This is a genomic window from Serratia sp. CY52157, assembly GCF_052168495.1.
Classification (GTDB): Bacteria; Pseudomonadota; Gammaproteobacteria; order Enterobacterales; family Enterobacteriaceae; genus Serratia; species Serratia ureilytica.
The window spans coordinates 1-24,625 of sequence record NZ_JBJNMO010000010.1 but is presented as its reverse complement, the minus strand read 5'-3'; the positions used below and the strand labels follow the sequence as shown (position 1 = coordinate 24,625).

At 58.5% G+C, this 24,625-nt stretch carries 22 protein-coding genes and 1 rRNA gene; 10 read left to right on the top strand and 13 right to left on the bottom strand.

Annotation, left to right across the window (positions count from 1 at the left end; all coding sequences use genetic code 11):
• Positions 1-75: 75 nt before the first annotated feature.
• Together ACJ8IP_RS23155 and ACJ8IP_RS23150 are read left to right on the top strand one after the other, a co-directional pair.
• Positions 76-1,476 (top strand): nucleobase:cation symporter-2 family protein, encoded by a 1,401-nt coding sequence (locus ACJ8IP_RS23155; protein ID WP_033645176.1) that lies wholly within the window; start codon positions 76-78, stop codon positions 1,474-1,476.
• A 128-nt stretch (positions 1,477-1,604) separates the two neighbouring features.
• Entirely contained in the window at positions 1,605-3,266 is a 1,662-nt protein-coding gene (locus ACJ8IP_RS23150; RefSeq protein WP_096242690.1) for an AsmA family protein, read from the top strand.
• Between the two features lie 38 nt (positions 3,267-3,304).
• Here ACJ8IP_RS23150 and fabY read toward each other — a convergent pair whose 3' ends face one another.
• The 5 genes from fabY to typA form a co-directional block, all read right to left on the bottom strand.
• Positions 3,305-4,252 (bottom strand): fatty acid biosynthesis protein FabY, encoded by a 948-nt coding sequence (fabY, locus tag ACJ8IP_RS23145; RefSeq protein ID WP_004931235.1) that lies wholly within the window; start codon positions 4,250-4,252, stop codon positions 3,305-3,307.
• A gap of 21 nt (positions 4,253-4,273) precedes the next feature.
• A complete protein-coding gene (gene dtd, locus ACJ8IP_RS23140) occupies positions 4,274-4,711 on the bottom strand; it encodes a D-aminoacyl-tRNA deacylase (RefSeq protein WP_016929644.1) in 438 nt (145 codons plus the stop codon).
• The gene (locus tag ACJ8IP_RS23135) at positions 4,708-5,601 is read right to left on the bottom strand and encodes a virulence factor BrkB family protein (RefSeq protein WP_025304713.1); all 894 of its coding nucleotides are present in this window, start codon (positions 5,599-5,601) and stop codon (positions 4,708-4,710) included. The genes dtd and ACJ8IP_RS23135 overlap by 4 nt, the downstream gene beginning before the upstream one ends.
• A 51-nt stretch (positions 5,602-5,652) precedes the next feature.
• Positions 5,653-6,243, bottom strand: a complete 591-nt coding sequence (yihX, locus tag ACJ8IP_RS23130; RefSeq protein WP_033652265.1) for a glucose-1-phosphatase — start codon at positions 6,241-6,243, stop codon at positions 5,653-5,655.
• Positions 6,244-6,409: 166 nt separating this feature from the next.
• A complete protein-coding gene (typA, locus tag ACJ8IP_RS23125; RefSeq protein WP_004931243.1) occupies positions 6,410-8,233 on the bottom strand; it encodes a ribosome-dependent GTPase TypA in 1,824 nt (607 codons plus the stop codon).
• Between the two features lie 370 nt (positions 8,234-8,603).
• Here typA and glnA point away from each other — a divergent pair, with 370 nt between their 5' ends.
• From glnA to ACJ8IP_RS23105, 4 genes are all read left to right on the top strand, one after another.
• Entirely contained in the window at positions 8,604-10,013 is a 1,410-nt protein-coding gene (gene glnA, locus ACJ8IP_RS23120; RefSeq protein WP_033645173.1) for a glutamate--ammonia ligase, read from the top strand.
• A gap of 194 nt (positions 10,014-10,207) precedes the next feature.
• A complete protein-coding gene (glnL, locus tag ACJ8IP_RS23115; RefSeq protein ID WP_004931246.1) occupies positions 10,208-11,257 on the top strand; it encodes a nitrogen regulation protein NR(II) in 1,050 nt (349 codons plus the stop codon).
• An 8-nt stretch (positions 11,258-11,265) separates the two neighbouring features.
• A complete protein-coding gene (gene glnG / locus ACJ8IP_RS23110) occupies positions 11,266-12,678 on the top strand; it encodes a nitrogen regulation protein NR(I) (protein WP_025304716.1) in 1,413 nt (470 codons plus the stop codon).
• 113 nt (positions 12,679-12,791) lie between these two features.
• Positions 12,792-12,914, top strand: a complete 123-nt coding sequence (locus ACJ8IP_RS23105; RefSeq protein ID WP_015379453.1) for a YshB family small membrane protein — start codon at positions 12,792-12,794, stop codon at positions 12,912-12,914.
• Between the two features lie 34 nt (positions 12,915-12,948).
• On the opposite strand, the gene hemN is transcribed toward ACJ8IP_RS23105, so the two are convergent.
• Positions 12,949-14,322 (bottom strand): oxygen-independent coproporphyrinogen III oxidase, encoded by a 1,374-nt coding sequence (hemN, locus tag ACJ8IP_RS23100; protein ID WP_164107311.1) that lies wholly within the window; start codon positions 14,320-14,322, stop codon positions 12,949-12,951.
• A gap of 182 nt (positions 14,323-14,504) precedes the next feature.
• Positions 14,505-15,047, bottom strand: coding sequence for a Der GTPase-activating protein YihI (yihI, locus tag ACJ8IP_RS23095; RefSeq protein WP_015379455.1), 543 nt, complete (start codon positions 15,045-15,047; stop codon positions 14,505-14,507).
• Positions 15,048-15,781: 734 nt separating this feature from the next.
• Here yihI and yihA point away from each other — a divergent pair.
• A complete protein-coding gene (gene yihA / locus ACJ8IP_RS23090; protein WP_004931258.1) occupies positions 15,782-16,426 on the top strand; it encodes a ribosome biogenesis GTP-binding protein YihA/YsxC in 645 nt (214 codons plus the stop codon).
• A 278-nt stretch (positions 16,427-16,704) separates the two neighbouring features.
• On the opposite strand, the gene ACJ8IP_RS23085 is transcribed toward yihA, so the two are convergent.
• Positions 16,705-16,752 carry a spot 42 RNA, inhibition of DNA synthesis gene (locus tag ACJ8IP_RS23085; protein ID WP_071892919.1) on the bottom strand — a complete coding sequence of 16 codons (48 nt, stop codon included), beginning with the start codon at positions 16,750-16,752 and terminating at the stop codon, positions 16,705-16,707.
• A 191-nt stretch (positions 16,753-16,943) separates the two neighbouring features.
• Positions 16,944-19,742 carry a DNA polymerase I gene (gene polA / locus ACJ8IP_RS23080; protein ID WP_108682217.1) on the bottom strand — a complete coding sequence of 933 codons (2,799 nt, stop codon included), beginning with the start codon at positions 19,740-19,742 and terminating at the stop codon, positions 16,944-16,946.
• 497 nt (positions 19,743-20,239) lie between these two features.
• Here polA and ACJ8IP_RS23075 point away from each other — a divergent pair, with 497 nt between their 5' ends.
• On the top strand, positions 20,240-21,136 hold the full coding sequence (locus ACJ8IP_RS23075) for an acyltransferase (RefSeq protein ID WP_033645170.1): 897 nt from the start codon (positions 20,240-20,242) through the stop codon (positions 21,134-21,136).
• 42 nt (positions 21,137-21,178) lie between these two features.
• Here the strand turns inward: ACJ8IP_RS23075 and dsbA are convergent, their stop codons facing one another.
• From dsbA to ACJ8IP_RS23060, 3 genes are all read right to left on the bottom strand, one after another.
• Positions 21,179-21,802 (bottom strand): thiol:disulfide interchange protein DsbA, encoded by a 624-nt coding sequence (gene dsbA, locus ACJ8IP_RS23070; RefSeq protein ID WP_025304721.1) that lies wholly within the window; start codon positions 21,800-21,802, stop codon positions 21,179-21,181.
• 29 nt (positions 21,803-21,831) lie between these two features.
• Positions 21,832-22,818, bottom strand: a complete 987-nt coding sequence (locus ACJ8IP_RS23065; protein WP_147881325.1) for a serine/threonine protein kinase — start codon at positions 22,816-22,818, stop codon at positions 21,832-21,834.
• 98 nt (positions 22,819-22,916) lie between these two features.
• On the bottom strand, positions 22,917-23,186 hold the full coding sequence (locus tag ACJ8IP_RS23060) for a YihD family protein (protein ID WP_004931268.1): 270 nt from the start codon (positions 23,184-23,186) through the stop codon (positions 22,917-22,919).
• Positions 23,187-23,334: 148 nt separating this feature from the next.
• Here ACJ8IP_RS23060 and mobA point away from each other — a divergent pair, with 148 nt between their 5' ends.
• Positions 23,335-23,925, top strand: a complete 591-nt coding sequence (gene mobA / locus ACJ8IP_RS23055; RefSeq protein ID WP_147881324.1) for a molybdenum cofactor guanylyltransferase MobA — start codon at positions 23,335-23,337, stop codon at positions 23,923-23,925.
• Positions 23,922-24,440 (top strand): molybdopterin-guanine dinucleotide biosynthesis protein MobB, encoded by a 519-nt coding sequence (mobB, locus tag ACJ8IP_RS23050; RefSeq protein WP_033652270.1) that lies wholly within the window; start codon positions 23,922-23,924, stop codon positions 24,438-24,440. Before mobA ends, mobB begins: the two co-directional genes overlap by 4 nt.
• 72 nt (positions 24,441-24,512) lie before the next feature.
• On the opposite strand, the gene rrf is transcribed toward mobB, so the two are convergent.
• Positions 24,513-24,625 (bottom strand): 5S ribosomal RNA (gene rrf / locus ACJ8IP_RS23045); the annotation flags it as partial.

Below are 24,625 nucleotides of genomic sequence, written 5' to 3'. Positions count from 1 at the left end.
TTTAGGCGCAACCGTTTGCTTTTGCGGGGCGGCGCATTAAAATGCCTGCTTTGCCGTATCTGGAAACGCCACACCATGAGCATGTCATCCTCCGAGCTTGATGCCGCACGCCAAACCGCCTCTGAACCCCGCGCCAGCGAACTGATTTATCGCCTCGAAGACCGCCCGCCGCTGCCACAAACGCTGTTTGCCGCCGGCCAGCACCTGTTGGCGATGTTCGTTGCGGTGATCACTCCGGCGCTGTTGATCTGCCAGGCGCTGGGTCTGCCGGCGCAGGATACCCAACACATCATCAGCATGTCGCTGTTCGCTTCCGGTCTGGCTTCCATTCTGCAAATCAAAACCTGGGGGCCGGTGGGCTCCGGGCTGCTGTCGATTCAGGGCACCAGCTTCAACTTCGTTTCGCCATTGATCATGGGCGGCCTGGCGCTGAAAAACGGCGGCGCCGACGTGCCGACCATGATGGCCGCGCTGTTCGGCACCCTGATGGTCGCCTCCTGCACCGAAATTTTGCTGTCGCGCGTGCTGCATCTGGCGCGCCGCATCATCACCCCGCTGGTTTCCGGCATCGTGGTGATGATCATCGGCCTGTCGCTGATTCAGGTCGGCCTGACCTCGATCGGCGGCGGCTATGCCGCGATGAACGACCACAGCTTTGGCTCGCCGAAAAACCTGCTGCTGGCCGGCGCGGTGCTGGCGGTCATCATCCTGCTGAACCGCCAGCGCAACCCTTACCTGCGCGTCGCTTCGCTGGTGATCGCCATGGCGGTCGGCTACCTGCTGGCCTGGGCGATGGACATGCTGCCCGCCGACGCTCCGGCGGCGCCGACGGCGGCGATTACCATTCCAACGCCGCTCTATTACGGCCTGGGCTTCGACTGGAACCTGTTGCTGCCGCTGATGCTGATCTTTATGGTCACCTCGCTGGAAACCATCGGCGACATCACCGCCACCTCTGACGTCTCCGAACAACCAGTTAGCGGGCCGCTGTACATGAAGCGTCTGAAAGGTGGCGTACTGGCCAACGGCCTGAACTCGATGCTGTCGGCGGTGTTCAACACCTTCCCCAACTCCTGCTTCGGCCAGAACAACGGCGTGATCCAGCTGACCGGCGTCGCCAGCCGCTACGTCGGCTTCGTGGTGGCGCTGATGCTGATCGCGCTGGGGCTGTTCCCGGCGGTGGCCGGCTTCGTGCAGCACATCCCCGAGCCGGTACTGGGCGGCGCGACCATCGTGATGTTCGGCACCATCGCCGCCTCCGGCGTGCGCATCGTGTCGCGCGAACGCCTGAACCGGCGCGCCATCATGATCATGGCGCTGTCGCTGGCCGTCGGCATGGGCGTCTCCCAGCAGCCGCTGATCCTGCAGTTCGCGCCGGACTGGCTGAAAACCCTGCTCTCTTCCGGTATCGCCGCCGGCGGCATTACCGCCATCGTGCTGAACCTGGTGTTCCCGCAGGAACACGAGAAAAAGTAACCCGCCCATTGGCGTTCAAACGGCCGCTTGCGGCCGTTTTTTATTGTCTATCAGACCATTGCCCTTGAGATGCCCGGCCAATTGCGGCATAAACAGGGTATCTTTTTTGACCGATGCGGATGTAGACGATGAAATTTATCGGAAAGCTGTTGCTGACGTTGCTGCTGCTGATCGTGCTGGCGGTGGTGGTGCTGTATCTGGTGGGGCAAACCCGCTGGGCGGCAGGCCGTCTGAGCGCCTGGATCAGCGACAACAGCGAATACCGCCTGTCGATAGGAAAAATCACCCACTCGTGGAATCAGCCGGGCCAGATCGGTCTGGAAGACGTGCAGCTGGCGCGCAGCGGCCAACCTCAGGCGCTGGTCGCCAAACGCGTCGATCTCGGCCTCAGCCTGCGCCAAATCACCGAACCGCGCTATTTTTACAGCGTCACGCTGCGCGACGGTACGCTGAACGTGCAGCCACAGGCTGTTGCGCTGCCCGTACAGGCCGACGTGCTGCAACTGAGCAACATGGCGCTGCAGTCCAACGATAGCGAGTGGCAGCTCAACGCACAGCAGGTCAATGCCGGCATCACGCCGTGGCGCCCGCTGGCCGGCCATCTGCTGGGGGACAACAACCAGTTCCAGTTCAGCGCCGGTTCGATGACGCTGAACGGCATCCCCGCCTCGAAGGTGTTGGTGCAGGGGGAGCAAAAACAGGGCCAGTTGCTGTTGAACAACTTCGGCGCCGATCTGGCGCAGGGCGACCTGACCGGCGTGGCCAGCCGCGCCACCGACGGCAGCTGGCAGGTGGATCGCCTGCGGCTGAGCGGCGTGCGCATGCAGACCCCGATGACGTTGGCGGAATTCATGCGGCGCTTCACCGCTCTACCGCCGGTCACCCTCAAGCGTTTCGATCTGATCGATGCGCGCCTGGAAGGCAAGGCGTGGGCGGTTAACGATCTCGACCTGTCGCTGCAAAACGTCAGCGTCGAAAAAGGCGACTGGCGCAGTGAAGACGGCTCGCTCAACTTCAACGCCGGCGACGTGGTCAACGGCGGTTTCCACCTGATCGATCCGATCGCCACCCTGCGGCTCTCTTCCGCCGGCATCGCCATTCAGCAGTTCACCACCCGCTGGGAAGGCGGGCTGCTACGCACCTCCGGCAACTGGCTGCGCGCCGGCAAACGCCTGCAGCTGGATGAAGTGGCCATGGCGGCGCTGGAGTACACCCTGCCTATCGACTGGCGCGAGCTGTGGCTGAAACCGCTGCCGGACTGGCTGGCGGAGGTGTACGTCACCAAGCTGACCACCAACCGCAATCTGATTATCGATATCAACCCGGCATTCCCGTTCCAGATCACCGCGCTGGACGGTTACGGCAGCAACCTGCTGCTGGCGCGCGACCACCAGTGGGGCATTTGGTCCGGTTCGCTGAACCTGAACGGCAGCGAGGCCACCTTCAACAAAATCGACGTGCGGCGCCCTTCGCTGGCGCTGAACGCCGACGCCAACCAGATCGCCGTCACCGAGCTCAGCGCCTTTATGCCCAATGGGTTGCTTGAGGCCAAAGCGACCGTCGATCAGCTGCCGGGCAAGCCGTTCCAGCTGACGCTGCACGGCCGTTCGGTACCGATCAACACCTTGCAGCAATGGGGATGGCAGCCGGTGCCGCTGACGGGTGACGGCAACCTTGAGCTGCAGTTGAAAGGGCTGCTGAACAGCGATGGGCCGTTCAAGGCCTCATTGAAAGGCAATCTGCAGGCCACCGCCGGCGACGGCCAAGCGGTGAACCAACAACTGCCGTAGTGCACTGCGCGGCCCGCCCTCAGGGCAGGGCCGCCGCCTTACTCCTCCAGCGCTTCAGAGCCGCCCTGATCCAACGGCACATCCGGCTCGGCCGGCAACACCATATAGGTGCCTTCGAACACTGCGCCTTTGTCCTCGTCACCGAACAGATGCACTTCGGCGTGTACGCGCGCGCGGCGGCCGCGCGCCAGACGCGCCAAATCGCCGCTCAGCGAGCCGAGATCCGCCACCGCCCGCGGCCTGCCGGTAATCGGTTTGCTGTAGCGAATGTGCGCATCCGCCAGAATGATGGTGCCGCCCAGATGTCGCTCGCGCAGCAGCAGCCAAATCAGCCCCCAGGCGGTCAGCGTCGCCAGTGAGAACAGGCTGCCGGCAAACAGCGTATGGTGCGGATTCTGGTTGCCGATCTCCGGCATGGTGGTGACGAAGCGCTGGCCGGTGTATTGGCTGATGCGCACGCCCATCTTTTCGCTCAGCGGGATGTGTTCATACCAGGCCTGCTGCAATTGGCCGCACCAGTCGGGGCGATGCAGGATATCGTCCAGCGTCGCCACCGGTTTGATCATCAAAAAATGACGGATCGGGGTGGTCTGCGGCGCGGTGATCTCGCCCTGATTGACGAAGCCCAGTTTGGCGAAGAAATCCACCGCGTCTTCACGGGCGCTGCACACCACCCGCTTCACGCCTTCCTGCCGCGCGACCGACTCCAGCGTCATCGCCACCAGCGTCCCCAGCCCTTTATCCTGCAGCGTCGGATCTACCGCCAGAAAACGGATCGCCGCCTCGTTGTCGGCATTGATGTACAGCCGCCCGATGGCGACGATTTTACCGGCCTCGTCCACCACCATTTGGTGATGGGCCATGGCGTCATAGGCATCCTTTTCCGAACCCACCGGCTGGTGCAGCGGCTTGCGCAGCATTTCCCAGCGAAACTGGTAATACTCCTTCAGTTCTTGCTCTGTTACGGGTACTCGTAGGTGATACATAGACGCCTGTTCTCCGAATGCTTAGACCTGTAGCCAGAATGTCACCGGACCATCGTTGACCAGCGCCACCTGCATGTCGGCGGCGAACTCGCCGGTCTGGGTCTCTACGCCGCGTTCGCGGCACTGGCCAACAAAATATTGATACAACCGATCGGCGACCAAAGGCGCGGCGCCGCGCGAGAAGCTGGGCCGCATGCCCTTCTGGGTGTCCGCCGCCAGGGTGAACTGCGAGACGACCAGCACGCTGCCCCCGGCCTGCTGGACGTTGAGATTCATCTTGTCGTTCTCGTCGCCGAAAATGCGGTATCCCAACACGCGTTCGCACAGGCGCTGCGCTTTTTGCTCGTTATCGCCCTGCTCCACGCCCAATAACACTAACAAACCGGGGCCAATCTTGCCTACCGTCTCGCCACCTACCGTGACGCTGGCGTTTAACACCCGTTGAATCAACGCAATCATTCCTGCTGCCCTTCTGGTTTTTGTTCCTGTTGCTCCGCCTTCTGCCGGCGGTAGTCGCGGTATTCGCCGATGGTCACGGTGATTTCCGCGCCGAGTAACACGATACACCAGCTCCAGTAGACCCACAGGAATAAAATCGGGATCACCGCCAGCACGCCGTAAATCAGCTGATAGGAGGGGAACATGGTGACGTACAGCGCGAATCCCTTCTTACCCAGCTCGAACAGCAATCCGGCCACCACCGCGCCAATCAGCGCGTCTTTGGGCGGCACGCGCACCGTCGGCACGATGCAATACAGCAGCCAGAAGGAGATGCACGACAAAATCAGCGGAAAGATGCGCAGCACCTGATCCACCAGGCCGTTGACGCCGGTCTGCGCCAGCCAGTTGAGCGACAGCAGGTAGGAACTGATGGCCATGCTGGCGCCCACCAGCAGCGGCCCCAGCGTCAGCACCATCCAGTACACGGCGAAGGAGAAGACGATCGGCCGTTTGTTCTTGCTGCGCCAGATGGTGTTCAGCACGCTGTCCACCGAGGAGATCAACAGCAACGCGGTAACGATCAGCCCGCAGGTGCCGACGGCGGTCATCTTGTTGGAATTGGCGACGAACTGTTCCAGGTAGTTCTGGATCACGTTGCCGGCGGCTGGCACGAAATTGGAAAAGATGAAGCTCTTCAGCTGTTCGCTGATGTCGGAAAACATCGGGAAAGCGGCGAACAGCGCGAACACCACGGTGACCAGCGGCACCAGCGACAGCAGGGAAACGTAGGCGAGATGGCCCGCCAACATCGTCAGGCCATCGTGGTCGATGCGTTGGTACAGCAGCCGTCCGAAGGTGACGCTTGGCTTAATCGCAGAAGGCAGCTTCTTGCGGCGGAAAAACGACATGGTCACTCCTTGATGTCCGTTGATACGCCTTAAGCTTAACGCGCCCTGCGCTCATTGAGCAAAATAGGCCGGCACCACGTCGCGATCGGTGACGTGCACCGTCTTGATCCCCAGCGCCTGCGCGGCGAGGACGTTCGCCGGGTGATCGTCAAAGAACACCACGTCGGCGGCGGCGGTGTTTTCCGCAGCCAGCACATGCCGGTAGATGTCAGCTTCAGGTTTGCGCATGCCGAGATCTTGCGACAAATAGAGATGATCGGCGGCGGCGGCCACTTCAGGATAGTGCTGCGGCCAGTAATTGCAGTGCAGACGGTTGGTGTTCGACAGCACCACCACCCGGTGACCTTCGTTGCGCAGGCGCTGCATGATGTCGATCACCTCCGGGCGCAGCGCGACGAATACCGCCTGCCAACCGGTGGCGAACTGCTCAAAGCTGAGCGCGATGCCCATTTCATCGCACAGTTTGCCGGCGAAGTCTTCATCGCTGATTTCACCGCGCTCATGCTGCTGGAACACCTCACCCATGGTGAAACGATCGGACAACACCGCCAACGGCGTGCCGCTCAAATTGCTCCACACGCCCAGCACACGCTTGAAATCGATATCGACGATCACATTACCTAAATCAAAGATATACAGCATAGTCCTCTCCTGATGGGCCGGTGAGATTTCACTGTAGCGGGAAAAGGAACAGCTGAACAGGGAGCGAACGGAAAAGCGCATAGCGCGCCGCACAAACGGGGAACAACAGAGGAAAAAACTCAGGGCGCGAGAGCCGCGCCCTAAGCATGAGACACTCAATCAGCGATTAAGCGTCTTTTGGACCGCGGCTGGCACGCTTACGATCGTTTTCCGTCAGGTGACGCTTACGGATACGGATCGAGGTTGGCGTCACTTCTACCAGTTCGTCGTCATCGATGAACTCCAGAGCTTGCTCCAGGGTCATTTTGATGGCCGGAACCAGGGTAGTCGCTTCGTCGGTACCGGAAGCACGCATGTTGGTCAGCTTCTTACCGGTCAGGCAGTTTACGGTCAGGTCGTTGGAACGTGAGTGAATACCGATGATCTGGCCTTCATACACTTCCGCACCGTGGCCCAGGAACAGCTTGCCGCGATCCTGCAGGCCGAACAGCGCGAACGCGACCGCTTTGCCCTGGCCGTTGGAGATCAGCACGCCGTTCTGACGCTGGCCCACTTCGCCCGGACGCACGTCGTCGTAGTGGCTGAAGGTGGAGTACAGCAGACCGGTACCCGAAGTCATGGTCATGAATTCGTTACGGAAGCCGATCAGACCGCGGCTTGGGATCACGTAGTCGAGACGTACGCGGCCCTTACCGTCCGGATCCATGTTTTTCAGGTCGGCTTTACGCTCACCCATCGCCTGCATCACGGAACCCTGATGCTGCTCTTCGATATCCAGCGTCACGTTCTCGAATGGCTCCTGCTTACGGCCATCGATTTCGCGGAAGATAACTTTCGGACGGGAAACCGCCAGCTCGAAACCTTCACGGCGCATGTTTTCGATCAGCACCGACAGGTGCAGCTCGCCACGACCGGATACGCGGAAGGCGTCAGCATCGTCGGTTTCTTCAACGCGCAGCGCCACGTTGTGCACCAGTTCTTTGTTCAGACGGTCAAGGATCTGACGCGACGTCACGTACTTACCTTCTTTACCGCAGAACGGCGAGGTGTTGACGTTGAAGAACATGGTTACGGTCGGTTCGTCGACGGACAGCGCCGGCAGCGCTTCTACGGCGTTGGTGTCGCAGATGGTGTCGGAGATGTTCAGCTCGCCCAGGCCGGTGATGGCGATGATGTCGCCCGCTTCCGCCAGGGTGCTGTCGATACGCTCCAGACCCAGGTGACCCAGCACTTTACCCACTTTACCGTTGCGAGTTTTACCTTCGCTGTCGATGATGGTGACCTGCTGGTTCGGCTTCACTTTACCGCGCTTGATGCGGCCGATGCCGATAACGCCCAGGTAGTTGTTGTAGTCCAACTGGGAGATCTGCATCTGGAATGGCGCTTCCAGCTCAACCTGCGGCGCAGACACGTGGTCGACGATCGCCTGATACAGCGGGGTCATGTCTTCCGCCATGTCGGTGTGGTCGACGCCGGCGATGCCGTTCAGCGCAGAAGCGTAGATGATCGGGAAGTCGAGCTGCTCGTCGGTCGCGTCGAGGTTCACGAACAGGTCGAACACCTGATCCACAACCCAGTCAGGGCGCGCGCCAGGGCGGTCAACCTTGTTGATTACCACGATCGGCTTCAGACCGTTGGCGAACGCCTTTTTGGTCACGAAGCGGGTTTGCGGCATAGGGCCATCCATTGCATCCACAACCAGCAGCACCGAGTCAACCATCGACATCACGCGCTCTACCTCACCGCCGAAGTCGGCGTGTCCTGGGGTATCCACGATGTTGATGCGGTAACCATTCCAATTAATGGCGGTGTTTTTTGCGAGGATGGTAATCCCACGCTCTTTCTCCAAATCGTTGGAGTCCATTACGCGTTCGGTGGCTTCCGCACGCTCTCCGAAAGTACCGGATTGTTGCAGCAGCTTGTCAACCAGGGTGGTTTTACCATGGTCAACGTGGGCAATAATGGCGATGTTACGCAAATTTTCGATCACAGCTTTGCCTCGGGCATTAGAAATAGCGCGCTATTGTACACGTATTAAGCGAGGGACTAAACAAGATCACAACCATCTCTTATAAACAACCGCGTACCGGTCAGTTTGTGATCCCTTTCACGGTGCAAAAAGCCGCAATCGTTGCACTTTTGCACCATTTCAGTGCCCACCCCCACGCTTATTGCACCATAACAGTGCAAACTATCGCTGATGGTGCATACTGTGTCTGGGTAAAACCCGCGCAGAAAGGCGATGAAAGCCTTTTTAAAAAGTTGGCACGCTTTTCGCTTTAGTCTTTTCAAGGCGAAAAAAAGCCAGTTCCACAGATTCGTTCCACGACGACGACAATGATAAACCGGGAGAGTTAAGTATGTCCGCTGAACACGTTTTGACGATGCTGAATGAGCATGAAGTGAAATTCGTAGACCTGCGTTTCACTGACACCAAGGGTAAGGAACAGCACGTGACTATCCCGGCTCATCAGGTAAACGCCGACTTCTTCGAAGAAGGCAAAATGTTTGACGGCTCCTCTATCGGTGGTTGGAAGGGCATCAACGAATCTGACATGGTACTGATGCCGGATGCCAGCACGGCGGTTCTGGATCCGTTCTTCGAAGAACCTACGCTGATCATTCGCTGCGACATTCTCGAGCCGGGCACCATGCAAGGCTACGATCGCGACCCGCGCTCCATCTCCAAACGCGCCGAAGACTTCCTGCGCTCCTCCGGCATCGCGGACACCGTGCTGTTCGGGCCAGAGCCTGAGTTCTTCCTGTTCGACGACATCCGCTTCGGCAGCAGCATCCGCGGTTCCCACGTGGCCATCGACGACATCGAAGGCGCCTGGAACTCCGGCACCCAATACGACGGCGGCAACAAAGGCCACCGTCCGGCGGTGAAAGGCGGTTATTTCCCGGTTCCACCGGTCGACTCTTCGCAGGATCTGCGTTCCACCATGTGTCTGACCATGGAAGAGATGGGCCTGGTGGTTGAAGCGCACCACCACGAAGTGGCGACCGCCGGTCAGAACGAAGTGGCGACCCGCTTCAACACCATGACCAAGAAAGCCGACGAAATTCAGATCTACAAGTACGTGGTGCACAACGTGGCGCACGCCTTCGGTAAAACCGCGACCTTCATGCCGAAACCCATGTTCGGCGACAACGGTTCCGGCATGCACTGCCACATGTCGCTGTCCAAGAACGGCACCAACCTGTTCGCCGGCGACAAATACGGCGGCCTGTCTGAAACCGCGCTGTTCTACATCGGCGGCATCATCAAGCACGCCAAGGCGATCAACGCGTTGGCAAACCCGACCACCAACTCGTACAAACGTCTGGTGCCGGGCTACGAAGCGCCGGTGATGCTGGCCTACTCCGCCCGTAACCGCTCCGCGTCCATCCGCATCCCGGTGGTCGCCAGCCCGAAAGCGCGCCGCATCGAAGCCCGCTTCCCGGATCCGGCGGCTAACCCATACCTGTGCTTCGCCGCACTGCTGATGGCCGGCCTGGACGGCATCATCAACAAGATCCACCCTGGCGACGCCATGGACAAAAACCTGTACGACCTGCCGCCGGAAGAAGAAGCCGAGATCCCAAAAGTGGCCGGCTCGCTGGACGAGGCGATGGCCGCGCTGAACGAAGACCGCGAGTTCCTGACCCGCGGCGGCGTGTTCACCGACGATGCGATCGATGCCTACATCGAACTGCGCAAAGAAGAAATGGACCGCGTTCGCATGACGCCACACCCGGTCGAGTTCGAACTGTACTACAGCGTCTAAGCCCTACCCGCGCCGTCTGCAAAGGCGGACGGCGCCCACAATTTTTGTTATCGCTTTTTTGTTGCCGTGGAAACTTTCAGCCCATCTTCGGATGGGTTTTTTTCTCCACCGTATTTTCTGCAAAACTATTCCATACCGCGCCGATCCCGGATGGAGTAGGATAGATGCACTAAAAAGGTGCAGGAGTCTGCTGTATGGCAACTGGCAAGCTGCCCGATGCTGGGCAGATCCTCAATTCACTCATCAACAGCATCCTGCTGTTGGATGACTCACTGGCGGTTCACTACGCCAACCCTGCGGCACAGCAGCTGCTGGCGCAAAGCTCCCGCAAGCTGTTCGGCACGCCGCTGCCCGACCTGCTCGGCTATTTTTCGCTGAACGTCTCTCTGATGCGTGAAAGCCTGCGCGCTGGTCAGGGCTTCACCGACAACGAAGTGACCCTGGTGGTCGATGGCCGCGCGCATATTCTTTCCCTGACCGCTCAGGCGCTGCCGGAAGGCTATATCCTGGTCGAGCTGGCACCGATGGACAATCAGCGCCGCCTGAGCCAGGAACAGCTGCAGCATGCCCAACAGGTGGCCGCCCGCGATCTGGTACGCGGTTTGGCGCACGAGATTAAAAACCCGCTGGGCGGCCTGCGCGGCGCGGCACAGCTGCTGGCCAAAGCGCTGCCCGATCCGGCGCTGACCGAATACACCAAGGTGATCATTGAGCAGGCCGATCGGCTGCGCAATCTGGTGGATCGTCTGCTCGGGCCGCAGCGCCCCGGTCAGCACATCACCCAGAGCATCCATCAGGTCGCGGAGCGCGTCTGCCAGCTGGTGTCGCTGGAAATGCCGGATAACGTCACGCTGGTGCGCGACTACGATCCCAGCCTGCCGGAAATGGCCCACGACCCGGATCAGATAGAACAGGTGCTGCTGAACATCACCCGCAATGCGCTGCAGGCCTTGGGCGAGGCGGGCGGCACCATCACGCTGCGCACCCGCACCGCGTTTCAGATTACGTTGCACGGCACCCGCTACCGCCTGGCGGCGCGTATCGACGTCGAAGACGACGGCCCCGGCGTGCCGGCGCAGCTGCAGGACACGCTGTTCTACCCGATGGTCAGCGGCCGTGAAGGCGGTACCGGCCTGGGATTATCCATCGCCCGCAATCTGATCGATCAGCATTGCGGAAAAATTGAATTCAACAGTTGGCCAGGTCATACCGAATTCTCGGTCTACCTGCCCATTCGTCAGTGAGGTTTGCTATGCAACGAGGGATAGTCTGGATCGTCGATGACGATAGCTCCATCCGCTGGGTGCTTGAGCGCGCGCTCACCGGCGCGGGCCTGAGCTGCGCCACCTTCGAAGGCGGCAATGACGTGCTGGAAGCCTTGGCCACGCAAACTCCCGACGTGTTGCTGTCCGATATCCGCATGCCGGGCATCGATGGTCTGGCGCTGCTCAAGCAGATCAAACAGCGCCACCCGATGCTGCCGGTGATCATCATGACCGCGCATTCGGATTTGGACGCGGCCGTCAGCGCCTATCAGCAAGGGGCCTTCGACTACCTGCCGAAACCGTTCGACATCGACGAAGCGGTGGCGCTGGTCGAGCGCGCCATCAGCCATTATCAAGAGCAGCAGCAGCCGGTGCGCAGCCAGCCGGCCAGCGATCCGGCGGCGGACATCATCGGCGAAGCGCCGGCGATGCAGGACGTGTTTCGCATCATCGGCCGGCTGTCACGTTCGTCGATCAGCGTGCTGATCAACGGCGAATCCGGCACTGGCAAAGAGCTGGTGGCGCATGCGCTGCACCGCCACAGCCCGCGCGCCAAGTCGCCGTTCATCGCCCTGAACATGGCCGCTATTCCCAAGGATCTGATCGAGTCCGAGCTGTTCGGCCACGAGAAAGGCGCCTTCACCGGCGCGAACCAAATCCGTCAGGGACGCTTTGAACAGGCCGACGGCGGCACGCTGTTCCTCGACGAGATCGGCGATATGCCGCTCGACGTGCAAACGCGCCTGCTGCGGGTGCTGGCGGACGGCCAGTTTTACCGGGTCGGCGGCTATGCGCCGGTGAAGGTCGACGTGCGCATCATCGCCGCCACGCACCAGAACCTGGAATTGCGGGTACAGGAAGGCAAGTTCCGCGAGGATCTGTTCCACCGCCTGAACGTGATCCGCGTACACCTGCCGCCGCTGCGCGAGCGTCGGGAAGACATCCCGCGGCTGGCGCGCCACTTCCTGCAGATCGCCGCCAAGGAGCTGGGCGTAGAGGCCAAGAACCTGCATCCGGAAACCGAAACCGCGCTGACCCGCCTGCCTTGGCCGGGGAACGTGCGCCAGCTGGAGAATACCTGCCGCTGGCTGACGGTGATGGCCGCCGGGCAAGAGGTGCTGATTCAGGATCTGCCGAGCGAACTGTTCGAAACCGCCGCACCGGAGAGCCCCAGCCACAGCCTGCCGGACAGCTGGGCCACGCTGCTGGCGCAGTGGGCCGATCGCGCGCTGCGTTCCGGTCATCAAAATCTGCTGTCGGAAGCGCAGCCGGAGATGGAGCGTACACTGCTCACCACCGCCTTGCGTCACACCCAGGGGCACAAACAGGAAGCCGCACGCCTGCTGGGCTGGGGCCGCAATACCCTGACCCGCAAGCTCAAAGAACTGGGCATGGAATAGGCGCTGAGGTTGATGATAAAAAACGCAGCCCAGCGCACAAAAAAACGCCAACCGCAGACTTTACAGCCGGTGCGGGCGCAGTATGATCGTGTCGCACACTCTGGAGGTTGACGATGCTGGACTCATTCATCGTGTTCATTTCTCAGGGCGCGGAGCTGGGCTCCGCCGCCAGCCACACCCCGCAGGCGGCGGTCGCCGCGGTGTTGTGCGCCGCGCTGATTAACTTCTTCAGTTAAAAAAACAGCCGCATCAGCGGCTGTTTTTTCATCCTCAGATCACCCGAGAGAACTGCTGGCTGCGCGCCTGTTGCCGCAGATAGCGGTCGAAGCACATGCAGATATTGCGGATCAGCAACCGCCCGCGCGGCGTGACGCGAATGCCTTGCTCGTCGCGCTCCACCAGCCCATCGCGTTCAAACGGTGCCAGCAGCTGCAGGTCTTCGGCAAAGTAAGCGGTGAAATCGATGCCGTATTGCCGTTCAAGTGGCTGATACGCCAACCGGAAGTTGCAGATCAACGTTTTGATCAGATCGCGCCGCAGGCAATCGTCGTCCGTCAGCGCCAACCCGCGCCACAGGGCGTTGCCCTGAGCCGGTACACTCTCATAGTAACGCTTCAGCTCTTTCTGGTTCTGCGCATAGCTGTCGCCGAGCATGCTGATGGCCGACACGCCCAACCCCAGCAGATCGCTGTCGCCCTGGGTGGTGTAGCCCTGGAAATTGCGGTGCAGCTTGCCTTCGCGTTGCGCAATCGCCAGCTCATCGTCCGGGCGTGCAAAGTGATCCATGCCGATAAACTGATAGCCGGCGTCAGTCAGGAACGCGATGCTCTGCTGCAGGATATCCAGCTTCTGCTGCGCGCTGGGCAGATCGGCGTCTTTGATTTTGCGCTGGGCGGCGAATAAATTCGGCATATGCGCGTAGTTGAACACGCTGAGGCGATCGGGATTCAGTTCAGCCACCCGCTGCAGCGTGAAGGCGAAGCTTTCCGGCGTCTGTTTCGGCAGGCCGTAGATCAGATCGATATTGGTCGAGCGAAAGCCCAACACTTTGGCCCGCTCGATCAGGGCGAAGATAAAGGCTTCATCCTGCTCGCGGTTGACCAACGCCTGCACCTGCTTGTTGAAATCCTGCACCCCCATGCTCAGGCGGTTAAAGCCTTCGGCGCGTAAATGATCGAGCACATCCAGCGCTATCTCGCGCGGATCGACTTCGATCGACATCTCCGCATCGGGCAGAAAATCAAAATGTTCGCGCAGCAGCGCCACCAGCCGGCTGATTTGCGCTTTGTCCAGATAGGTTGGCGTACCGCCGCCCCAATGCATCTGACCGACATTGCGGCCGGCGAACAGTGGCGCACGGCTGGCGATCTCTTGCGCCAGGACATTCAGGTATTCATCGGCCTTGTGCGTCTGACGCGTCACCAGTTTGTTGCAGCCGCAGAAGTAGCACAGCTTATGGCAGAAAGGGATATGCACGTACAGCGACAGCGGGCGCTCAGGGTAGCGCGCCGCGGCGCGTTGAAACGCCGCTTCGTCGTAGCGCTGGTTAAACTCCAGCGCCGTGGGGTATGAGGTATAACGCGGCCCTGAGTAGTTATATTTTTGGATCAGGGCCAAATCCCAGACAATCGTCTGCTCTGACATGCTCACTCCTTCCGATATCTTTTTCTACCGGGCCGGGAGAGAGGCGGTTGTCTGCGCTGTCTGGCCACGGAAGCGCTGCGAAAACGCGCTTTGCGCTTAGACAGCCGCCATAGTTTACCGAATAACCACAGCAGATAACACATCAAGAGTAGGGCTATTGTCGGGATCAGCCACATGGCGCGTTAAAAAGCGTCCTTCGGGTTGCCGCCTTTCAGCAGCTTCAGAATATCTTCCTGCTTCTCTTCTTCTTCCTCGTCGTCTTCATCGCCCAGCTCGATGCCCAGCACGTCCATCAGCACATCGATGCGATCCAGCGTCTTGTCAACATACGCCTGCTCTTGCGCGTTCAGCGTTTCGCCATCGTCGATGCGATCCAGCAGCGCGTTCAGACGTTCGTCATTTTCCAGCTTCGCCAGCTCTTCTTCCGGCGACAGGCGCGGTTTTGCTTCAGCCTTTGGCTTCGGCTGCGGTTTGGCCTTCACTTTGGTTTCGTCGACCACCAGCGCAACCGGCACTTTACTGCCGATACGCGGATCTTTGGCTTCCGCCGCCGATTTGTTTTTCTGGCTGCCGGACTCGACCTGAGTGCGTGAACCGGAAGCGTGACCGCGGCGTTTTTTCAGGCGTTTGCGCTCACGCGCTTCCTGATCGAGCTCCATACGGCTTTTCTTTTTCGTTTTTGACTTCGCCGCGCTGCCGCGAGGTGCTTTTGATGGCTGGTTCATAGCGTGTGCTCTTAGGTATGTAGATTCAGTATAGAATTGCGGCGGAATCTAGCAGAAAGCGGACAAAGAAAAAAGGCGGCAGGTTAAACCTGCCGCCTATTTCGCACCTTCTTGCGAAGGGTATTCCTGTTACGCGCTCCTTGCGTACATGCAACATCCCGGTTTTTCCTTCTGCTATAACCGCATTCCCTGCCACTACGTCCTTCATCCTGAAAGGAAAATCGTCCGTGGCGCAATCCATTCGCATCCGCTCTTCCCGAGCGCGCTTCCTGCGGGCATCCAAACTGCCGATACTTCACCATCCGATGTGCCTGCCGCCTATTCCGGTGCGAAAGGGTCACTTCCTTTTGCGTTCATCCTGGCACTCATTGCACGCCCTGTGCATTCCCTGAGATTTGTCATCCTTCCCGGATGTTCCCTAATCCTGCGCAACCCTGCGTTAACGAGTACTTTACGTTATTGTTGCGAAGGCTCAAGGCACCGGAGGCCGATTTGACTGACATTTCCACACAACGAAAAAACAACACATTGTTTTTAAAAAAGAAACAGAAATGTCGCTTTCGAATAAAGCGACATTACCCGCGATTCGAATGGCAAATGTCTCACAACGTACGAGCAGCTTAACCGTCGTTTTATCGCGCCCCGCCGCTTAAAAACGGAGAAACACGCCATTTTTACCGCTGATGCAGTTATAATCGCCAACCAGTTAGCCATCCTCACGGAGACGAAAAATTTTGACCAGCAAGAACTACAACTATCATGTGACCCATTTCGTCACCAGCGCACCCGATATTCGCCATCTTCCGGGGGATGCAGGAATTGAAGTCGCCTTTGCCGGCCGTTCCAACGCCGGTAAATCCAGCGCGCTGAATACGCTGACCAACCAAAAAAGCCTGGCGCGCACCAGTAAGACACCGGGGCGCACCCAGCTGATTAACCTGTTCGAAGTGGAAGACGGCATTCGTCTGGTTGACCTGCCGGGTTATGGCTACGCCGAAGTGCCGGAAGAAATGAAGCGCAAATGGCAACGCGCGCTGGGCGAATACCTGCAGATGCGCAACAGCCTGAAAGGGCTGGTGGTGCTGATGGATATCCGCCATCCGCTGAAAGATCTCGACCAACAGATGATCCAGTGGGCGGTCGACGTCGGCACGCCGGTGCTGGTGTTGCTGACCAAGGCCGACAAGCTGGCCTCCGGCGCACGCAAGGCGCAGCTCAACATGGTGCGTGAAGCGGTGCTGCCGTTTATGGGGGATATCCAGGTCGAAGCCTTCTCATCGCTGAAAAAGATCGGCGTCGACAAGCTGCGCCAGAAGCTGGACACCTGGTTTAACGAGATCCCGCCGGAAGTGCTGCCGGAAGAAGACATCGGCGAATAAGCCCTGATCGCACGTTTGAGCCGATGCCTCGCCGCATCGGCTTTTTTATGCCCGCAGATCGGCCGCAGGCGGGATTTTTCGTTATCTAATTACATTTTTGAAATAAAGCCATCATAAAGACTTATCGCCAAAACGGGCTTGTTTCGCCGAATTACGCGGATTGAGGGAGCGGAAGTTGAAATGAAAGTCGGGGCCGAGCGATAGGAAAAACGTATGGTTTGCTGCTGTTTTTACAATAAAAAACGCCCCAGTCAATACTGACTGGGGCGGCTAAATATTCAGCCAAATCCGATTACGTGAAGTAAAAGGTCTGAAAGATAGAACATCTTACCTCTGTACCCTACGCCTGTAACTCTACATCATTTTTTCGCAGGGCAAAAGAATTTTTTGTAGTTTACTTACACAACTTGAGACGCAAGAACGGCGAAGTTGGGGAAACTATCACCGCATCTTGTAGCTTAATTACGAAAAGTGCTTAGCTTCTCGCCAGTTAGCGCATACGGCGATAACCCGACGATCAGTGCGCCTCATCCCAGTTCATGCCGACGCCCACATCGACCTTCAGCGGCACCGCCAGCGTCATGCTGCCTTCCATCAGTTGGCGGATACGTTGGCTGGCTTCGTCGATCACCGACTCGTGCACCTCGAACACCAATTCATCGTGCACCTGCATGATCGCGCGCACCAACGGCTTCTCCTGCCCCTGCAGCCAGGCGTCGACCTCGATCATCGCACGCTTGATGATATCGGCCGCCGTGCCCTGCATCGGGGCGTTGATGGCGGCGCGCTCGGCCGCCTTGCGGCGCATGGCGTTGCTGGAGCGGACGTCCGGCAGATACAGACGGCGGCCGTCCAGCGTGCTGACATAGCCCTGCTCGGAAGCCTGCTGACGGGTGCGCTCCATGTAATCCAGCACGCCCGGGTAACGTTCGAAGTAGAGATCCATATAGCGCTGGGCTTCCCCACGCGGGATCCCCAGCTGACGCGCCAGGCCGAAGGCGCTCATGCCGTAAATCAAACCAAAGTTAATCGCCTTGGCGCTGCGGCGCTGCTCGCCGGTCACTTTATCCAACGGCACGCCGAAAACTTCCGACGCCGTGGCGCGGTGAATGTCTTTCCCTTCGGCGAAGGCCTTCAGCAGCCCTTCATCCTGAGACAGATGCGCCATGATGCGCAGCTCGATCTGCGAGTAGTCGGCCGCGACAATGCGGTAGCCTTCCGGCGCAATAAAGGCCTGGCGAATGCGCCGCCCTTCTTCGTTGCGCACCGGGATGTTCTGCAGGTTCGGATCGCTCGAGGAGAGACGGCCGGTGGCGGTCACCGCCTGATGATACGAGGTATGCACCCGCCCGCTGACCGGATTGATCATCAGCGGCAGCTTGTCGGTATAGGTGGTCTTCAGCTTCGCCAAACCGCGGTATTCCAGAATCACCTTCGGCAGCGGGTAGTCGAGCGCCAGCTCGGCCAGCACTTCTTCGTTGGTGGATGGCGCCCCGCCCGGAGTTTTCTTCAGCACCGGCAGCTTTTGTTTTTCGTACAAGATAGCCTGCAGCTGCTTGGTCGACGCCAGGTTGAACGGCTCTTCCGCCAGCTCGTGGGCCTGCGCCTCCAGCTCAGCCAGACGCTTGGCCAGCTCCTGGGAGTGGGCCGATAAAATGGCCGGATCGATCAGCACCCCGGTGCGTTCAATATGCGACAGCACCGGCAGCAGCGGCATTTCAATCTCGTTGAACACCGTCAGCAGTTCCGCGCTCTGTTTCAGCTGCGGCCACATCGCCAGATGCAGCTGCAGCGTGACATCGGCGTCTTCGGCAGCGTATGGCGCCGCCTGCTCAAGCGCGATCTGATTGAACGTCAGCTGGTTCTTGCCCTTGCCGGCGATCTCTTCGAAGGTGATGGTTTTGTGGCCAAGATAACGATCGGCCAGGCTGTCCATATCATGACGGCCGCCGACGCTGTCCAGCACATAGGACTCCAGCATGGTGTCGTAGGCGATGCCGCGCATCTCGATGCCGTAACGCGCCAGCAGGCTCATGTCGAACTTCAGATTTTGCCCGACCTTGAGCGCTTTCTCGTCTTCCAGCAGCGGCTTGAGCGCCTCCAGCACGTAAGCGCGATCCAGCTGCGCCGGCGCATCCAGATAATCGTGTGCCACCGGCAAATAAGCCGCTTCGCCCGGCGCGATCGCAAAGGACAGGCCGATCAGATTGGCGGTCAGGGTATCCAGGCCATCGGTTTCGGTATCGAAGGCAAACACGTCGGCTTTTTTCAACCGCGCCAGCCAGTCGGTAAAGGTCGCTTCGTCCAGGATGGTGACATAACCGTCCTGAGACAGCTTGGCCTCCGCCAGCGCTTTCGGCGCTTCCGCGGCTACGGCTGGTTTGGCGGCGCCGGCAGCTTTCGCACCCGCGCCTTTCTTGTTTTCCAACCAGACGCCGGCTTCTACGTCCGCCAGCCAGCGTTTGAACTCGTACTGTTTGAACAGCTGTTGCAGCGTGTCGACATCCGGCGCGGAGACCGTCAGGTCCGCACAGGTCAGATCCAGCTCGACGTCGGTTTTGATCGTCGCCAGCTTATAGGAGAGGTACGCGACCTCTTTATTCTGTTCCAGCTTGGCCGCCATGGTTTTGGCACCGCGGAAGCTCAGCGTGGCGATGTTATCCAGATTGCCGTACAGCGCATCCAGGCCGCCGATACCCTGCAGCAACGCCTGGGCGGTTTTCTCGCCCACGCCCGGCACGCCGGGAATGTTGTCCGATGAATCGCCCATCAGCGCCAGGAAGTCGATGATCAGCTCCGGCGGAATGCCGTATTTGTCGCACACTTCCTGCGGGCCGAGGATCGTGTTGTTCATGGTGTTGATCAGGGTGACGTTCGGCGTCACCAGCTGCGCCATGTCTTTGTCGCCGGTGCTGATCAGCACCGCGTGGCCGGCCTTTTCAGCCTCCAGCGCCAGCGTACCGATGACGTCATCCGCCTCTACGCCGGGCGTCACCAACAGCGGCAGGCCCATCGCCTTGACCATGTTGTGCAGCGGCTCGATCTGCGCGCGCAGATCGTCCGGCATCGGCGGCCGGTGCGACTTGTATTCAGCGAACAGATCATCGCGGAAGGTCTTCCCTTTGGCATCAAACACCACGGCAACGTGGCTCGGTTGATACTGCAACAGCAGACTGCGCAGCATATTCAGCACGCCGTACATCGCGCCGGTCGGCTCGCCCGCCGAATTGGTCAGCGGCGGGAAGGCGTGATAAGCGCGGTAGAGGTAAGAGGAACCGTCAACCAGGATTAGTGGGTTTTCTGCAATCTGGGCCATAGCGTTTCTTTATCGTGATCGGACATAGGGGTAAGCATGCCATAGCTGGCCGCCGGAGACGAACCTTAGCGTGCATTGCGGACGAAAATGATGTGATTGTGCGCGAGGATCCGCAAGATCTTACCTGTGGATAACTTTGTGCATAGAAAAGAGACCGAATTATAACGCTGCGATTATCGTTATAACGGCGAATAAAATTCCTATTTAAATCACCGCGTTAAAAGAACGAATTCCGGCGACGCTTAATTATTGGCTTTCATTGGATTTGTGGATATAACTTTCGCCGGATTTTAATCGCACTATTAATCAAATTCGGCGCCTCAATTACCATAGCACAAGCTGGACAAGTTGCACGAAAACTCAGCAAATGGTTATCCGATGAGACGAAAAACAGTGATTTTAAGCGGCGCTTTACCCCGGCGATTTCTGTTAAAATGCGTTTTTGTTCATGCGCTTTGGCATGCAACGATGTTCCCACCAACCGTCAGCCCATAATCATGCCAAGATTGTTAACGCCTGTTATCTTTATCATTTCCGTCATACTTACCATTCTGGTGACGGTGTTATGCTCCATCCCCATCACGCTGGCCGGCATCGTGAAACTCGTGGTGCCCATTCCCGCCGTTTGGCGATATATCTCGGCTTTCGCCGATTTCATGATGTGGTGTTGGTGCCAAGGGCTGGCGCTGTTATTGCGCATTAACGGGCAATTGCGTTGGGATATTGAAGGTCTGGAAGGGTTGGATCGCAAAAACTGGTATCTGCTGATCAGCAACCACGAAAGTTGGTCAGACATTGTCGTGTTATGCGTGCTGTTCAGAAATCATATTCCAATGAATAAGTATTTCCTCAAACAGCAGCTCGCCTGGGTGCCGTTTGTCGGCCTGGCCTGCTGGGCGCTGGACATGCCATTCATGAAGCGTTACTCCCGCGCCTATTTGCTCAAGCACCCGGAAAAACGCGGCAAGGATATCGAAACGACGCGCCGTTCCTGCGAAAAATTCCGCCAGCGCCCAACCACCATCGTCAATTTCGTCGAAGGCTCACGCTTCACCGAAGCCAAGAAAATTAAAAGCAATTCACCTTATCGCAATTTGCTGGCGCCCAAAGCTGCCGGCATCGCGTTTACCCTTAGCGCGCTGGGCAATCAGTTCGACAAAGTGTTGAACGTCACCCTGCTTTATCCGGAAAATAACCAGCGGCCCTTTCTGGATATGCTGTGCGGCCGCCTGACGCGTATCGTGGTGAGAATAGAGACGCTACCGATCGATGAAACCCTGCACGGTGATTATTTCAACGATAAACAGTTCAAGCGGCGCTTCCAGCTGTGGCTGAATACGCTGTGGCAGGAAAAAGACCGGTTGCTGGATAAATTGAAGCGGCAATACGGATAAAAAAACGCCGGCGATGCCGGCGTTTTTCATGTTGAATCAGGCTTATTTCTGCTGGCTGAGGAATTTAACCACATCGGCGAACTGCTTCACGTAAGCGTCCATCGAGCTGGTGTCCAGGCCATCGTTTTTAACCATGTATTTGCCGTTGACGAATACCGCCGGCACGCCGCGCAGCTGCAGATCTTCTGCGGCTTTCTCCTGTTGAACCACCAGAGATTTCACCACGAAGCTGTTCCAGGCCGCGTCATAATCTGCGGCGGTTACGCCCGCTTTCACGAAGACGTTACGGATATCGTCCGGCGTTTGCACGGTCTGGGTTTTCTGCACCGCTTCAAACATCAGCGGGCTTACTTTGTCTTCCACGCCCAGCGCCATCGCGACCGCCCACGCCTGAGTCAGCTGTTTGCCCAACGGCCCCAGGAACTCCACGTGGTACTTGGTCATTTTGGTGCCGGCAGGCAACGCTTTTTTTACGTTCTCGGACACGTGATAGACCTGCTCAAACTGGTAGCAGTGTGGGCAGTAAAAGGAGAAGAACTCCAGCACCTGCGGCTCACCGGTCACCGGCTTGTCCAGGGTCACGTACTGAGTGCCATCGCTAAACTGTGCCGCCGAGGCGCTGAATGCCATCACCATGCCAACGAGCGCCAACCATATTTTTTTCATAAGACTAAACTCTCCATTGTGTTAAAGCTTCAATACATTGGCGTCAGCTGCAGAGGAGGCTCCTGCAACAGCTTAACCTGTTCATTAAACGCCGCAGTCTGAGATAACCAGAAATCAGACTCCGCCATCCACGGAAAACTCTTAGGGAAGGCCGGATCCTGCCAACGGCGAGCGACCCAGGCCAGGTAATACACCATACGCATCGCCCGCAGTGGCTCAATTAACGCCAGCTCGCGCTGATCGAACTCGGCAAATTCGCCGTACGCCTCCAGCAAAACGTCCAGCTGCATCAGTTGGTCGCGACGTTCGCCGTGCAACAGCATCCACAGATCCTGAACCGCAGGGCCGTTGCGCGCGTCATCAAGATCGACGAACAGCGGGCCATCGCGCCACAGAATATTGCCCGGATGGCAATCGCCGTGCAAACGCCGCGGCTGCCAGTTCAGATTCCAGTGTGGCTTGATCGCCGCAATCAGGTTATCCGTCGCCTGCAGAAAGGCATCACGCTGAGCCGCCGGCAACAGCTCGCAATTGGCCAGCGCCTGACGCGGGGCAACAAGATACTCTTCAATCCCCATGGTTGGACGCTCGGCAAACAAACGCTCGCCGCCGACCTGATGGATACGCCCCAGAAAACGGCCTACCCATTCCAACTGCTCCAGATTGTCTATCTCGTATTGCCGGCCCCCCACGCTGGGGAACAGGGCAAAGAAAAAACCGCCGTGCGTATGCAGCGTAGCACCTTGCAGCGCCAACGGCGCCACCGCCGGGATCTCCGCGCCGGCCAGATCCAGAGCGAACTGATGTTCCTCACCGATTTGTGCGGCGCTCCAGCGCTCCGGTCGGTAAAACTTCACCACGTAGCGTCGACGATCCTCGTCCATAAACTGATAGACGCGGTTCTCATAGCTGTTCAGCGCCGTCAGGCCGGAATCGACGCGCACGCCAATCCCTTCTAGCGCGTCCATGATCAAATCGGGCGACAGGGTGTCGAAATTAAAAGCTGAGTTATTCATAACGTTCGTTTGATCGCTGACAGCACGGTGCCGGGAATGAGAAATAGTAGCATTAATGGCGCATTTCACGCGCTATGCTTTCTCGCACCGCACGAGGATCAATCCTTGATAACGCCGCGAGCACGCAGCAACGCCGTTTTAAAATCTTCTTCGTAATCTTTCTTCAGGCCCGGGATCTGATCTGTGCCGGCGCTGCCGCGCATTTTCAGATGGTAAATAAGAATATCGTCGCTCAACTCGGACAACTCGCCCTGGAAGCCCGCTTCCTTCGCCAGCTTTTGCAAAAACTGCATCAAATTGAGATCGGGATCTTCCTGCCAGGCCGGGTGCAACAGCTCGATCAACTCGTTTACGCGATGCGTTTTCATCTCAATATCGTCCAATAGCATGAATAAACTCACAAAGTAACAGGCTTACCCACGCAGTGAAAGAACCGGCTTGTCAATAAAGGTAAATCCTGATGTCGCGCCGGCTTTAGCGCTACAATCAGCGCATCGACAAGGCGGGATAAACGAGATGCATAAAGAAATCAGCGGCGTCATTTTGGCCGGCGGACGGGCCACGCGCATGGGCGGTGAAGACAAAGGCCTGGTGTCGATTGGCGGGATCGCACTCTATCAACACGTATTGGCTCGGTTACGCCCGCAGGTGGCTTCCGTCGCCATCAGCGCCAATCGCAATCAGGCACGTTACCAGGCGAGCGGTTTGCCGGTGATTGGCGATCTGACGCCCGATTTCGCCGGGCCGCTGGCAGGCATGCTGGCCGGGCTCAAACAGGCTCCCAGCGAATGGGTGGTCTTCGTCCCTTGTGATGTCCCCGACTTTCCCGCCGACTTAGTCGCTCAGCTATGGCAGCAAAAAGGCGCGGCGCAGGCGGCCTTTGCCAGCGATGGTGAACGAGATCACCCCACGCTGGCGTTACTGCATAGCCAAATAGCGCCGCAGCTGGCCGACTATCTGGCGCGCGGTGAACGCAAGCTGATGCTGTTCTTGCATCAAATTGGCGCACAACGCGTAGTGTTCAACGGGCAGCAAGCGGCATTTCATAACCTGAATACGCCGGCTGACTGCCTGAATTGGCAACAAACGCGAGAGCTCAAAAAATGAATCGTTCATTGCCTCCCTTGCTGGCCATCGGCGCCTACAGCGGAACGGGGAAAACGACCCTGCTCAAACAGCTGATCCCGTTGCTGAAACAACGCCAGGTAAGGATTGGACTGATCAAACATACGCATCACGACATGGATGTGGATACGCCGGGTAAAGACAGCTATGAGCTGCGTAAAGCAGGCGCCGAGCAAACGCTGGTCGCCAGCGATCGTCGCTGGGCATTAATGACCGAAACGCCGGAGCAACAACCTTTGGATCTGCGCTATCTGGCTGGGCGCTTTGACGCCGATAAGGTCGACTTGATTCTGGTGGAAGGGTTCAAACATGAGCCGGTCAGCAAGATCCTGCTTTATCGGGCCGAGATCGGCAGGCCGTTGGAAGACATGCTGGATCAGTTTGTCGTCGCGGTAGCCAGCGATCGACCGCTATCCATTTCGGCTAAGCAGCTGGATCTCAATCAACCGGAAAGCATCGCCGACTTTATTGTCGAGTGGTTGAAAGGCGCAGCGTAGCTGCGCTTTTTTGCGTTTTACGCATAGCAAAAAGCCCTGAACGTCAGTTCAGGGCTTTCAGCTTTGTTTGATGCCTGGCAGTGTCCTACTCTCGCATGGGGAGACCCCACACTACCATCGGCGCTACGGCGTTTCACTTCTGAGTTCGGCATGGGGTCAGGTGGGACCACCGCGCTATTGCCGCC

What these genes read in the sequence shown, in the direction of transcription:
- dtd (WP_016929644.1), bottom strand. Translation starts at nt 4,711, where the DNA reads ATGATTGCGTTGATTCAACGGGTGTTAAACGCCAGCGTCACGGTAGGT.
- ACJ8IP_RS23150 (WP_096242690.1), top strand. Translation starts at nt 1,605, where the DNA reads ATGAAATTTATCGGAAAGCTGTTGCTGACGTTGCTGCTGCTGATCGTG.
- dsbA (WP_025304721.1), bottom strand. Translation starts at nt 21,802, where the DNA reads ATGAAAAAAATATGGTTGGCGCTCGTTGGCATGGTGATGGCATTCAGC.
- mobB (WP_033652270.1), top strand. Translation starts at nt 23,922, where the DNA reads ATGAATCGTTCATTGCCTCCCTTGCTGGCCATCGGCGCCTACAGCGGA.
- mobA (WP_147881324.1), top strand. Translation starts at nt 23,335, where the DNA reads ATGCATAAAGAAATCAGCGGCGTCATTTTGGCCGGCGGACGGGCCACG.
- yihI (WP_015379455.1), bottom strand. Translation starts at nt 15,047, where the DNA reads ATGAACCAGCCATCAAAAGCACCTCGCGGCAGCGCGGCGAAGTCAAAA.
- glnL (WP_004931246.1), top strand. Translation starts at nt 10,208, where the DNA reads ATGGCAACTGGCAAGCTGCCCGATGCTGGGCAGATCCTCAATTCACTC.
- hemN (WP_164107311.1), bottom strand. Translation starts at nt 14,322, where the DNA reads ATGTCAGAGCAGACGATTGTCTGGGATTTGGCCCTGATCCAAAAATAT.
- ACJ8IP_RS23105 (WP_015379453.1), top strand. Translation starts at nt 12,792, where the DNA reads ATGCTGGACTCATTCATCGTGTTCATTTCTCAGGGCGCGGAGCTGGGC.
- ACJ8IP_RS23060 (WP_004931268.1), bottom strand. Translation starts at nt 23,186, where the DNA reads ATGAAAACGCATCGCGTAAACGAGTTGATCGAGCTGTTGCACCCGGCC.
- glnG (WP_025304716.1), top strand. Translation starts at nt 11,266, where the DNA reads ATGCAACGAGGGATAGTCTGGATCGTCGATGACGATAGCTCCATCCGC.
- yihX (WP_033652265.1), bottom strand. Translation starts at nt 6,243, where the DNA reads ATGCTGTATATCTTTGATTTAGGTAATGTGATCGTCGATATCGATTTC.
- glnA (WP_033645173.1), top strand. Translation starts at nt 8,604, where the DNA reads ATGTCCGCTGAACACGTTTTGACGATGCTGAATGAGCATGAAGTGAAA.
- ACJ8IP_RS23065 (WP_147881325.1), bottom strand. Translation starts at nt 22,818, where the DNA reads ATGAATAACTCAGCTTTTAATTTCGACACCCTGTCGCCCGATTTGATC.
- fabY (WP_004931235.1), bottom strand. Translation starts at nt 4,252, where the DNA reads ATGTATCACCTACGAGTACCCGTAACAGAGCAAGAACTGAAGGAGTAT.
- ACJ8IP_RS23135 (WP_025304713.1), bottom strand. Translation starts at nt 5,601, where the DNA reads ATGTCGTTTTTCCGCCGCAAGAAGCTGCCTTCTGCGATTAAGCCAAGC.
- ACJ8IP_RS23155 (WP_033645176.1), top strand. Translation starts at nt 76, where the DNA reads ATGAGCATGTCATCCTCCGAGCTTGATGCCGCACGCCAAACCGCCTCT.
- ACJ8IP_RS23075 (WP_033645170.1), top strand. Translation starts at nt 20,240, where the DNA reads ATGCCAAGATTGTTAACGCCTGTTATCTTTATCATTTCCGTCATACTT.
- polA (WP_108682217.1), bottom strand. Translation starts at nt 19,742, where the DNA reads ATGGCCCAGATTGCAGAAAACCCACTAATCCTGGTTGACGGTTCCTCT.